The sequence below is a fragment of the Aeromonas ichthyocola genome (assembly GCF_046087985.1).
In the GTDB taxonomy this organism is placed as follows: Bacteria; Pseudomonadota; Gammaproteobacteria; order Enterobacterales; family Aeromonadaceae; genus Aeromonas; species Aeromonas rivipollensis.
In genome coordinates this window covers 62,837-75,073 of sequence record NZ_JBJSWH010000002.1, presented here as the reverse complement: position 1 = coordinate 75,073, position 12,237 = coordinate 62,837, and the positions used below count along the sequence as shown (strand labels likewise).

6 protein-coding genes, 1 tRNA gene and 3 pseudogenes are annotated in these 12,237 nt (G+C 60.3%); 6 read left to right on the top strand and 4 right to left on the bottom strand.

Features of this window, described 5'->3' with window-relative positions:
* The first annotated feature begins 136 nt into the window (after positions 1-136).
* Both ACF2JD_RS05120 and hda read left to right on the top strand, forming a co-directional pair.
* Positions 137-1,157: pseudogene (locus ACF2JD_RS05120) on the top strand (DUF2066 domain-containing protein).
* A 103-nt stretch (positions 1,158-1,260) separates the two neighbouring features.
* On the top strand, positions 1,261-1,962 hold the full coding sequence (gene hda / locus ACF2JD_RS05115; RefSeq protein ID WP_440986914.1) for a DnaA inactivator Hda: 702 nt from the start codon (positions 1,261-1,263) through the stop codon (positions 1,960-1,962).
* A 97-nt stretch (positions 1,963-2,059) separates the two neighbouring features.
* Here the strand turns inward: hda and aceA are convergent, their stop codons facing one another.
* The 4 genes from aceA to ACF2JD_RS05095 form a co-directional block, all read right to left on the bottom strand.
* Positions 2,060-3,373 (bottom strand): isocitrate lyase, encoded by a 1,314-nt coding sequence (aceA, locus tag ACF2JD_RS05110; RefSeq protein WP_111910109.1) that lies wholly within the window; start codon positions 3,371-3,373, stop codon positions 2,060-2,062.
* Positions 3,374-3,445: 72 nt separating this feature from the next.
* Positions 3,446-5,053 (bottom strand): malate synthase A, encoded by a 1,608-nt coding sequence (gene aceB / locus ACF2JD_RS05105; protein ID WP_440986913.1) that lies wholly within the window; start codon positions 5,051-5,053, stop codon positions 3,446-3,448.
* A 688-nt stretch (positions 5,054-5,741) separates the two neighbouring features.
* On the bottom strand, positions 5,742-5,882 hold the full coding sequence (locus tag ACF2JD_RS05100; RefSeq protein WP_172956306.1) for a hypothetical protein: 141 nt from the start codon (positions 5,880-5,882) through the stop codon (positions 5,742-5,744).
* Positions 5,883-6,105: 223 nt separating this feature from the next.
* A tRNA-Pro gene (locus tag ACF2JD_RS05095) sits at positions 6,106-6,182 on the bottom strand.
* 340 nt (positions 6,183-6,522) lie between these two features.
* Here ACF2JD_RS05095 and tadA point away from each other — a divergent pair.
* The 4 genes and pseudogenes from tadA (at position 6,523) to pstB (ending at position 12,075) form a co-directional block, all read left to right on the top strand.
* A pseudogene (gene tadA, locus ACF2JD_RS05090) lies at positions 6,523-7,003 on the top strand (tRNA adenosine(34) deaminase TadA).
* 205 nt (positions 7,004-7,208) lie between these two features.
* A pseudogene (locus ACF2JD_RS05085) lies at positions 7,209-9,448 on the top strand (phosphate ABC transporter permease).
* Between the two features lie 51 nt (positions 9,449-9,499).
* A complete protein-coding gene (pstA, locus tag ACF2JD_RS05080) occupies positions 9,500-11,149 on the top strand; it encodes a phosphate ABC transporter permease PstA (RefSeq protein WP_262110819.1) in 1,650 nt (549 codons plus the stop codon).
* A gap of 107 nt (positions 11,150-11,256) precedes the next feature.
* Entirely contained in the window at positions 11,257-12,075 is an 819-nt protein-coding gene (gene pstB / locus ACF2JD_RS05075) for a phosphate ABC transporter ATP-binding protein PstB (protein ID WP_005328825.1), read from the top strand.
* Positions 12,076-12,237 lie beyond the last annotated feature (162 nt).

Genomic DNA, 12,237 nt, shown 5'->3' with positions numbered 1-12,237 from the left:
CCTGCTTCCTCATCGGGAGTGGTGATCTGAGCCGGCGTTGTGCCGGCTCTGTTGTTTGTGGCCGCTTGTGCCCGCCTTGCCGCAGAGGCGCCTTGCCGCTACCATAAGCACACGCTCCCATTTCGAGACTCTGTTGATGTTCAAACGTGTTGTGACCGCCCTCTGCTGCGGCTTGTCATTCATGGCCTCGGCCGCTCAGGTGACCGACCTTTATCAGGGCAAGGCGCCGACCAGCGGCGACATGGCGGCCGCTCAGTCTCAGGCGCTGGGGCAGGTGCTGATCAAGGTGACCGGCAAGCGCGACATCCTCACCCAGCCGGTGGTGGTCAAGGCGCTGGCGGCGCCGGGCGACTATGTAAAGAGCTATGGCTATCAGGATCTGGACTCCGGTCAAGTATCTGAAAGCCGAGTTCAACAGTGACAAGGTCAACAGCCTGGTCTCCGAGAGCCAGTTTGCCCTGCTGGGTCCGGCGCGTCCCCAGATGGCGATCTGGTTGGTGATGGATCAGGGGGAGCGTCGCCTGCTGGCGGATCAATCCAGCGATGGCTGGGCGCAAGCCTTGCGCGAGCAGGCCCAGATGCTGGGGCTGCCCATCAGCATTCCGCTGATGGATCTTGACGACAACATGGCGGTCAGTACCACCGATGTGTGGGGCCGTTTTGCCGATCCGATTCTGCAGGCGAGCCAGCGCTATGGCGCCGAGATGGTGGTGCTGGGCAAGCTGACACCGGAAGGTGACAAGTGGAGCATCGACTGGGGACTCTACGGCCCCAAAGCAGCTGGCGAAGTGGCCGAGCTGACCCGTGGCAACAGCAGTGGCACTCAGGCCGAGGTGGCGCAAGGGTTTGCCGATACCCTGGCGGCCTGGCTGGTGAAAAATTATGGCGCCCGTATCTCGGGTCCGGCAACCAGCCAGACCCTGGTGGTGGATGGGCTCTCCGAGGTGGACAGCATGATCGCCGTGCAGAAAATGCTGCAGGGGATGGCCAGCGTCAGCAAGGTGGCGATCGGCAAGCTGGAGGGGGATCAGGTGACCTTCAACTTCACCCTGCAAGGGGATCCGGCAGAGCTGGGGCGAGCGTTGCAACTCGAGAGCCGCCTGCGCAAGGTTGACGATAATGGCAGCGGTTTGCGTTACCAATGGTCGCAGCCCTGATTTTATAAGGCTTTTGTCTACCGCCCGGCATGACCCGGGCCGTTCTCTATCTGCCGCTCTGGTGATACACTTGCCCGCAAATATCACAGTCAAAGCCCAACGAGTGAAGCAACCGGCCCAACTGTCTTTAGCCGTACAATTACCGGATGATGAAACCTTCGTCAGTTTCTATCCCGGCAACAACGCCCATCTGATCACCGCCCTCAAGAATGCGGCCATCGGTCAGGGCGCTCCTTTCCTCTATTTCTGGGGAGCCAAGGGCTCCGGACGCTCCCACCTGCTGCACGCCACCTGCGCCGAGGTCAATGCCCGCGACGCTGCCGCCGCCTATCTCTCCCTGGATCAGTTCGAACAGCTGGATCCCAGCATGCTCGACGCCCTCGAAAGCCTGCCCCTGGTCTGTCTCGACAGCCTGGAAGCCATCGCCGGCAATGGGCTCTGGGAGCGGGCCCTGTTCGATTTTTACAATCGCTGGCGGGAGAAGGGAGAGGGGACCCTGGTGGTCACCGGCTGCAGCGCGCCGCGCAAGCTGGGGCTGCGACTGCCGGATCTCGCCTCCCGCCTCGACTGGGGAGTGAGTTTCCATCTCGACGAGCTCGATGACGAAGGCAAGCTCAGTGCCCTGCAGCTGCGTGCCGAGCTGCGGGGCTTCAAACTGCCCATAGATGTGGGCCGCTTCCTGCTCAACCGCTTGTCCCGCGACATGCGCACCCTGCTAACCACCCTCAATCAGCTCGACAACGCCTCCTTTCGCGCCAAGCGCAAGCTCACCATCCCCTTTGTCAAAGAGATACTCGAGCTCTAATGCTGTCGATTGCGTGTCTGACCGACGTTTAAATGGCAGATAAAAAGAAACCCCGGCCTCAGGCCGGGGTTTTGCTATCTCAAGGGGGCTCTGTCTATCAGTGGAACTGATCTTCTTCGGTTGAGCCGGTCAGGGCGGTCACTGACGATTGGCCACCCTGAATGACGGTGGTCACCTTGTCGAAGTAACCGGTACCGACTTCCTGCTGGTGTGCCACGAAGGTGTAGCCACGCTCGGCGGCGGCAAATTCCGGCTGCTGCACCATCTCGACGTAGTGCTTCATCCCTTCGCCACGGGCGTACTGGTAGGCCAGCTCGTACATGTGGAACCACATGTTGTGGATGCCCGCGAGCGTGATGAACTGGTACTTGTAGCCCATGTCGGACAGCTCCTGCTGGAAGCGGGCGATTGTGGCATCGTCCAGGTTCTTCTTCCAGTTGAAGCTGGGGGAGCAGTTGTAGGCCAGGATCTTGTCCGGGTACTGGGCCTTGATGGCTTCGGCAAACTGACGTGCCTCGTCCAAGTCCGGCTTGGCGGTTTCACACCACACCATGTCGGCGTAAGGGGCATAGGCCAGGCCGCGGGAGATGGCCTGCTCGATACCGGCCTGCACCTTGTAGAAGCCCTCGGCGGTACGCTCCCCGGTCAGGAAGCCGGCATCGTAGGGATCGGCGTCCGTGGTCAGCAGGTCGGCGGCGTTGGCGTCGGTACGGGCGATCACCAGGGTAGTGGTGCCACAGACGTCCGCGGCCAGACGGGCGGCGATCAGTTTTTGCACCGCTTCCTGGCTCGGCACCAGCACCTTGCCACCCATGTGGCCGCACTTCTTGACCGAGGCCAGCTGATCTTCGAAGTGCACGCCGGCGGCGCCCGCTTCAATCATGCCTTTCATCAGCTCGAAGGCGTTCAGCACGCCGCCGAAACCGGCTTCGGCATCCGCCACTATCGGCAGGAAGTAGTCGATGAAGCCGGCATCCTGCGGGCCCACCTTGTTGGCCCACTGGATCTGGTCGGCACGGGCGAAGGAGTTGTTGATCCGCTCCACCACGGACGGGACAGAGTTTGCCGGGTAGAGAGACTGATCCGGGTACATGGTGGAGGAGAGGTTATTGTCCGCCGCCACCTGCCAGCCGGAGAGGTAGATGGCCTCTATGCCCGCCTTGGCCTGCTGCACCGCCTGGCCGCCGGTCAGGGCGCCGAGGCAGTTGACGTAACCCTTCTTGGCGCCGCCGTGGATCAGCTCCCACAGCTTGTCGGCACCGCGCTGGGCCAGGGTGTGTGCCGGCTGCAGGCTGCCACGCAGGTTCACCACGTCTTCGGCGCTGTAGCCGCGTTTGATCCCTTTCCAGCGGGGGTTTTCTGCCCAGTCTTTCTCGATAGCCTGGATCTGTTGCTCACGGGTCAGTGCCATATCAGTTCCCTCTTTCATTGATTTCACGTTTCCATTGATTTGTTATGGACGAGTCCCTTTCGGGGCCCGGATTCAGAGCCGCTCGTAACCGGGCAGCGTCAGAAAATCGATCAGGGTGTCGGCGCAGGTGATCTGCTCCATCAGCTCGCTCGCCTCGGCAAAGCGACCTGCCTGCCAGCGGGTCTCGCCCAGTTCGCGTCTGACCACCTGCTGCTCCTCGGCCAGCATCTGGCGGAACAGCGCCTTGGTCACCACCTGGCCGTTCGACAGGCTCTTGCCGTGGCGGATCCACTGCCAGATGGAGGTGCGGGAGATCTCGGCGGTGGCCGCATCTTCCATCAGGCCGTAGATGGGCACGCAGCCGTTGCCGTTGATCCAGGCCTCCAGATATTGCAGGGCGACCCGGATATTGGTGCGCATGCCCGCCTCGGTGCGTTCGCCCTCGCAGGGGGCCAGCAGCTCGGCGGCGGTGATGGGGGCATCCTGCTCGCGCAGTACGCCTATCTGGTTCTTGGCGCCAGCCGGGATGGCGGCGTTGAACACCGCCATGGCGGTATCGGCGAGGCCGGGGTGGGCGACCCAGGTGCCGTCGTGGCCGTTGTTGGCTTCACGCTCCTTGTCCGCTTTCACCTTGGCAAAGACCTCGGCGTTCACTGCCGGATCCTTGGCCGGAATGAAGGCGGCCATGCCGCCCATGGCTAGGGCGCCGCGCTTGTGGCAGGTCTTGATCAGCAGCCGTGAGTAGGCACTCAAGAAAGGCTTGTCCATGGTCACCACCTGGCGGTCCGGCAGGACGCGATCAGGGTGGTTCTTCAACGTCTTGATGTAGCTGAAGATGTAGTCCCAGCGGCCGCAGTTGAGGGCGACTATGTGATCCTTCATCTGATAGAGCAGCTCGTCCATCTCGAACACAGCCGGCAGGGTCTCGATGAGGACCGTGGCCTTGATGGTGCCGCGGGGCAGACCGAACTTGTCTTCGGTCCAGGCGAACACCTCGCTCCACCAGCGTCCTTCCAGATTGCTCTGCAGCTTGGGCAGGTAGAAGTAGGGGCCCGAGCCCTTGGCCAGCAGCGCCTTGTGGTTGTGCAGGAAGTAAAGGGCGAAGTCGAACAGGCCGCCGGGGATGGCGTCGCCATCGAAGGTGACGTGTTTTTCCGGCAGGTGCAGGCCGCGTACCCGGCAGATAAGCACTGCGGGATCGGGATTGAGGGTGTAAGCCTTGCCTTCCGGACTGGTGTAAGAGACGGTGCCGTTGACCGCATCGCGCAGGTTGATCTGACCCTCGATCACCTTGTTCCAGGCGGGAGCCAGTGAATCCTCGAAGTCCGCCATGAACACCTTTACGTTGGCGTTGAGGGCGTTGATGACCATCTTGCGCTCGACCGGTCCGGTGATCTCCACACGGCGGTCTTGCAGATCGGCGGGAATGCCGCGCACCGTCCAGCTGCCTTCGCGGATGTGGGCGGTTTCGGGCAGGAAGTCCGGCAACTCGCCGCCATCGATGCGGGCCTGGCGAGCCACCCGTTGTTTCAGCAGTTCATTGCGCTGAGGAGCGAAGCGTTCCACCAATTCGGAGACCAGAGCCACCGCGTCCGGCGTCAGAATTTGCGCGTATTCGGGCAGCATCTCGCCCTGGATGCGAAGGCGGGCGCTGCAGTGGGTCTGAGCCGGTGCCGACATAAGGTTCACTCCTTTGAGAATTACATTTTGAACTTTACTACTAACTACGACTAAAGTCGAATCCCTGTTCCTGAAACGTTCCCGTAACACCGGGATAACACGATTGATAAGGTGCGAAATATTGTTGAGTACGTCAACAGTTTTTTTTAAACACCTGTTTTTTGGATATTTAAGTCGATGTTTTTTATCGCTTTATGTGATTGGTATAAAAGCTCTACGCAGATGGTTATGCTCCTGTCTTTTTCCCATCGGACAACGGCTAATTTGGGCCGTTGCGGCCCCTCATTTTGTAACTTATTACGTAATAAAATTACAAATGCAAAAACAAATCCCGACCTTACTCCAGGCTTTGCCAAAACAGCCGTATAAATTGCGTTTGAATATGTCATTTAGGGTTCTGCCTTTGCTAGACCTAGTTGGTGAACGTGCGTTTTAAACTTGTGTGGTGACGCAGGCTCTGTTGGCACCAGCTGTTGCAGTGATGGAAAGTGAAGCGCAATAACGTAGGTTTGTATCAATTGTCGGGGCTAATGGCAGGGAGGTGAGGGAGACGCATTAGCTCAATAATACTGCCATCCTTGATAGAATTAGCAGTTTGTCGTTTTTTGCAGATTTCTCCAAGTGGTGTGAAAAAGAGACGTTAAACGGAGGGAGTAGCCCCAGTGATCGAGCGGCCATCTGGCCGGGCTCAATAGTCATCATCTGGCTCGGCCAAGTCAATCACATCCAGCTGGATGACATATTCATCTTCGTTTTCGCTGTTGCAAGGGGTGTCGTGAGGAACGGAATAAAGCGGAGTTGCGGGTGTGAAATCGGTGGTCTGGTGCATGCCTGGTCCTGTGTTGCACGCAAGCCGGTCAGTGATCCCTTCACTCGTGTTTCCACCTCCCTGTTTTGTCTACCGGCGGAAAGGTGCGCATCTTAATGAGTTCATCAAAAAGATTCAAGTGGTTCTGAGCTGTTTTTTGTGCTTGGTAGGCTGGCATCGTCAGGAGGATAAATCGGAGGCAAAAAAATAGCCCAGTCGTTTGACTGGGCTATTCTCGGGGAAATGGTCGGTGTGAGAGGATTCGAACCTCCGACCCTCTACACCCCATGCAGATGCGCTACCTGGCTGCGCTACACACCGACGGAGTCAGCTCGGCTGACGGGAAAGGAGTCTAATAGGATGATCCTAAGGGTGCAACTCCTTTTTTATCAGGGAGATGCCGATTGCTTCTTTATTGCTCAACCAAGATGCAACTTGGGCCTTGGCGGGAGTTTTGGCATAATCGCCGCCCACCTCGCCCGGTGCCGATGCCCTGTATCCGGGCCGAGCGGACAGGCGTCATGTACCCGGTTCATCCGACATGGCATGGATAGCAGGAATCAGCACAATTGAATCAATATAGAGAGGGGATGGGCGTGAAACCATCAGAGGTCACAGAGATACAGTCAGCACAGAGCAAACCGAGCAGGATGAACAGTGGATGCGCCATGCCATGGCATTGGCCGCCCGGGCTGAAGGGATTGGCGAGATCCCGGTCGGGGCCGTGCTGGTGCTGGATGGTCAGGTGGTGGGGAGGGGTGGAACCGCTCCATCAGCGAGCACGATGCCTGTGCCCATGCCGAGGTGATGGCGATCCGGGCTGCGGGCGGCAGCTGGCGAACTACCGCCTGCTCGACACCACCCTCTATGTGACCCTGGAGCCCTGCTGCATGTGTGCCGGCGCCCTCATCCACAGCCGGGTGAAGCGGGTGGTCTACGGGGCCCGCGATCTCAAGACGGGGGCGGCGGGCTCGGTGTTCGACATTTTGCAGGACCCGCGCCACAACCACAGGGTGGCGTTGACGGGGGGGGTGCTGGCAGAGGCCTGCTCGGCCCAGCTGTCGGACTTCTTCAAGCGGCGGCGCGCCGAGAAGAAGGCGGCCAGAGAGGCGCTGAAACAAAGTGGTGGCCCCGCCCTCTGAGGCGGACGGGGGGCATCATCTTGCCCCCGCTCTGAATTTATTCACATATCCTCATATAAAACAGAGGGTTGGCACTGCTGCTTGCCCTCACCCTCCTGCCTGCATCCCCCCTGAAATAACCTCTTCACAGAGGCTCTTGATGTAACAAAACTGTCATGCAACCGCCATATAATGCCGCCAAGCCTAGCTCACATTGAGGTCTTGCATGTCATCGGAATCGTTAAACCTGGTCATGGCGGGCAGTAGAAAACGCCGGATCAAGGATAAATTGGCCAAATACGGCGTCACCACAGGGGGAGCCCTGGTACTGGTGGCCCTGCTGCTTATCTTCTTCTACCTGCTCTATGTGGTGAAACCCATCTTCAATGGCGCCAGCGTGGAGGCGACCTCCTCCTTTACCCTGCCGACGCAGGGCAAGACGGCCTGGCTCGGCGTCGAGGAGCAGAACGAGATAGGGTATCGCTTTAACGACCAGGGTCAGGTCAGCTTCTTCGCCGTCAAGGCGGATGGCGGCGTCAAGGTAGGCCTGGTGCTGGGCCAGGCCAGTTGTCGCCGGTGACGTCACAGCCGTCGCCGTGCCGGCGCCGGGCCAGAAGCTCATCGCCTATGGCTTTGCCGACGGCAAGGCCACTGTGGTGCAGCCCTCTTTCAAAGTCTCCTATCCGAACGACGTGCGCGTCATCGAGCCCAGCCTGCAATATCCCTTCGGCGAAGAGCCTGTGGTGATAGATCCCCAAGGCAAGGCGCTGACCCGCATGGTGTTCGAGGCGACCAAGGACAAGATGGCCACCGCCGCCGTGACCGAGGATGGCCGCGGCGTGATGACGGTGATGAGCGGTGAGGAGAACTTCCTCTCCGGGGAAGTCGAGTGGAGCAGCCAGAACTACGCCATTCCTTCCCTGCCTCGTCACGTGGATCAGATGCTGCTGACCCCCAACCTGCGCATCCTATTCGTGCGTGAAGGCAATCGCCTGTCGGTCTATGACATCCACAACCTGAGCGACATCTCCCTGCGCGACGTCATGGAGATCAATGCCCCCAACGCCGACGTGACCCAGGTTGCCCTGCTCTCCGGCGCCTCCTCCCTGCTGGTGGGCAATGACAATGGCGTCATCTCCCAGTGGTTCGAGGTGGCAAAAGACGGCAAGCGCCAGTTCACCCAGATTCGTGACTTCAAGGGCGACGGCCCGGTCGCGCTGCTGACCCCGGAGCATTTCCGCAAGGGCTTCATCAGCGCCGCCAAAGACGGCACCATCAACTTCTTCCACGCCACCGGCGAGGCCAAGCTGCTCCGGCGAGACCATAGAAGGCGGCGCCCTGGCGGCCCTGGCCATCTCTCCCCGCCACAACCTGCTGCTGACCCAGCAGGGGAATGACTTCAAGGTCTTTGAGGTGGAGAACGATCACCCCGAGGTGACCTGGTCTGCCCTCTGGCAGCAGGTGTGGTACGAAGGTTATCCCGAGCCCATGTATGTGTGGCAGTCCACCTCTGCCAGCAACGACTTCGAAGCCAAGCTGAGCCTGGTGCCCCTGGTATTCGGGACCCTCAAGGCCTCCTTCTACGCCATGCTGTTTGCGGTACCGCTCGGGGTGGCCGGTGCCATCTACACCGCCTACTTCATGTCGGCGGGCCTGCGCAAATACGTCAAGCCGACGGTGGAGATCATGGCGGCGCTGCCGACCGTTATCCTCGGCTTCCTGGCGGGTCTCTGGCTGGCGCCCATCATCGAGGGGGCGCTGCCCGGGGTGATCCTGCTGCTGCTGTTGCTGCCGATGGGCATGTTGCTCACCGCCCTGGTGTGGAACTACCTGCCGGAGCGCGGCAAGTCCTGGCTGCCGGAGGGCTGGCACGCCATCCTGCTCATTCCTGTGCTGCTGCTGATTGGTTGGGGCGCCTTCGCCTTGAGCCCGCTCATCGAGAATGCCTTCATGCACGGCGATTCACGCATCTGGCTGACCCACGAGATGGGCATCAAGTTTGACCAGCGCAACTCCCTGGTGGTCGGTATCGCCATGGGCTTCGCCGTCATACCCACCATCTTCTCCATCGCCGAAGATGCGGTCTTCTCGGTGCCCAAGCATCTCACCCAGGGATCTCTGGCGCTCGGGGCGACCCCCTGGCAGACCCTGAGCCGGGTGGTGATCCTGACCGCGAGTCCAGGCATCTTCTCGGCGGTGATGATGGGCCTGGGCCGCGCCGTGGGCGAGACCATGATAGTGCTGATGGCCACCGGCAACACCCCCATCATGGACTTCTCCATGTTCCAGGGGCTGCGTACCCTGGCGGCGAACATAGCGGTGGAAATGCCGGAGTCGGAAGTGGGCAGCTCCCACTACCGGGTGCTCTTCCTCGCGGCCTTCGTCCTCTTTGTGTTCACCTTTATGTTCAACACCCTGGCCGAGTTCATTCGTCAGCGGTTGCGCGAAAAATACAGCTCTCTGTAATGAGCCGTTCTCTTAAAAAGCGGCGTTCTGTATATGGACAAGGAATCAACAATGGGTAAGTGGTTTAAATCAGGGGCCCCCTGGATCTGGATGACAGGCGGCGCCGTCAGCCTGAGTCTGGTAGCCGTACTGGGTCTGTTGCTGCTGATCGGCTGGCGTGGTCTGGTCTACTTCTGGCCGCACCCCATCTATGAGTGGCAGCTTGAAGACGCCAGCGGCAACAAGAGCGTGCTCATCGGCGAGATCAACGACCGCGAGATGGTACCTGTGGAGCGGCTGCGCGCCGCGGGCCAGGCGCTGGAGGGGGAGGAGCGCGAGCTGCTGACCCGTTATCTGGTCAAGACCGGCAACCGTGAGTTTGTCGACCTCGATTTTCGCTGGGTGCTGGAGACCGACATCAAGTCCCAGAGCCAGCCGGCCGAGCTCGCCATGGTGGAGCGTGCTACCAACGGCAACTTCTACGGCTACATCACCTCGGTGAAAGAGGATGGCAAAGAGCTGACGGCAGATCTGCATCCTGCCCTGCAACGGGTACTGGCTCGTGCCAACGCCCTGTCGGAGCAGGCCAACGATCTGCAAAAGGGAGACATCGGCGGCATCAACTACCAGCTGGAGCGACTGCGTCTGAAAGAGCGCAAGGCGGAGCTGGAAGGGGAGCTGACCGACGCGCTCAAGGCGGATCTCGCCGCCCAGCGCCAGGCCCTGAACGATCGTTATCTGGTGCTGGAGAAGGAGCTCTTCTCCCTGCGCGCCCAGGCGGATCGTGACGCCATCACCGTCAAGGATATGCGTGGCGAGCTGGTGACCATGCCCATGTCCAAGGTGCTGGACGTGGTCTGGCCCAACGACATGAGCCTGATGGCCAAGGTAGGTCACTGGTTCCACCAGATTGGCAAGTTCGTCTCCGACGATCCCCGTGAGGCCAACACCGAGGGCGGCGTCTTCCCCGCCATCTTCGGCACCGTCTTCATGGTGTTGCTGATGGCCATCATAGTGACCCCCCTCGGCGTGGTGGCCGCTGTCTACCTGCACGAGTACGCTGGCAAGAACAGCCTGACCAAGATCATCCGCATCGCGGTGATCAACCTGGCGGGTGTGCCCTCCATCGTCTACGGCGTGTTTGGCCTCGGCTTCTTCGTCTACACGCTCGGTGGTTCGTTAGACCAGCTGTTCTACCCGGAAGCGCTGCCGAGCCCGACCTTTGGCTCACCCGGCGTCATCTGGTCGGCGCTGACCCTGGCCATCCTGACCCTGCCGGTGGTGATCGTCTCCACCGAAGAGGGGCTGGCCCGGATCCCGAGCACCATACGCCAGGGTTCCCTGGCCCTGGGGGCCACCCAGGCCGAGACCCTGTGGCGCATTGTGCTGCCCATGGCGAGTCCGGCCATCATGACAGGCCTCATCCTGGCGATAGCCCGGGCCGCCGGTGAAGTGGCACCGCTGATGCTGGTGGGGGTGGTGAAGCTTGCTCCCACGTTGCCGATGGATGGCAACTTCCCGTACCTGCACGTGGAGCGCAAGTTCATGCACCTGGGCTTCCACATCTATGACGTCGGCTTCCAGAGCCCGAACGTCGAGGCGGCGCGGCCCCTGGTCTATGCCACCTCCTTCCTGCTGGTGACAGTGATAGTGGGCCTCAACCTGACGGCTATCGGTATTCGTAACCACCTGCGCGAGAAATTCCGGTCGCTGGAGCATTAATCCGGCCACCTGACCGAGACAAGAGATGCGCGGCCCAGCGGCCGCCATCAACAGCATGATGGTCGCCGGAATGTATCCGGCCACCCCAGAGAGATTTGAGGTAACAGATGATCAACGTAACACCGACTTCGACCCAGCATACCGCCCTGGACCTGCTCAACCTGAGCCCGGAGCAGACCGCCCTTGAGGTCAAGGATCTCAACCTGTATTACGGCAACAAGCAGGCGCTGTTCAACGTCAACATGAAGATCCCGAAAGGGCAGGTGACGGCCTTTATCGGCCCGTCCGGCTGTGGCAAGTCGACCCTGCTGCGCTGCATCAACCGGATGAACGATCTGGTGGAGATCTGCCGCATCGAGGGGGAAATCCAGCTGCACGGCCACAACATCTATGACAAGAGCGTGGATGTCTCCGCCCTGCGCCGTCAGGTCGGCATGGTGTTCCAGCGCCCCAACCCCTTCCCGAAATCCATCTACGAGAACGTGGTCTATGGCCTGCGTCTGCAGGGGATCAACGACAGACGCACCCTGGACGAGGCCGCCGAGCGCTCACTGCGCGGCGCGGCCCTGTGGGAAGAGGTGAAGGATCGCCTGCACGACAACGCCTTCGGCCTCTCAGGTGGTCAGCAGCAGCGTCTGGTGATCGCCCGGGCCATCGCCATCGAGCCGGAAGTGCTGTTGCTCGATGAGCCGACCTCGGCGCTCGACCCCATCTCCACCCTCACCATCGAGGAGCTGATCAACGAGCTCAAGAGCCAGTTCACCGTGGTGATAGTGACCCACAACATGCAGCAGGCGGCGCGGGTGTCGGATCAGACCGCCTTCATGTACATGGGTGAGCTTATCGAGTACTCGAACACCAATACCATCTTCACCACCCCGGCCAAGAAGAAGACCGAGGACTATATCACCGGTCGTTACGGCTAAGAGATGAGGATGACTGACATGAACCACAAGAAACAGATTGGCGGTCGGTTCAACGGCTAAGGCATGGTTGGTGCAACAAGGGTTATTGGTATGAACAAGATGAGCATCAATAAACAGATTACCGGTCGGTTCAACGGCTAAGGCATAATCGGAGCAACAAGG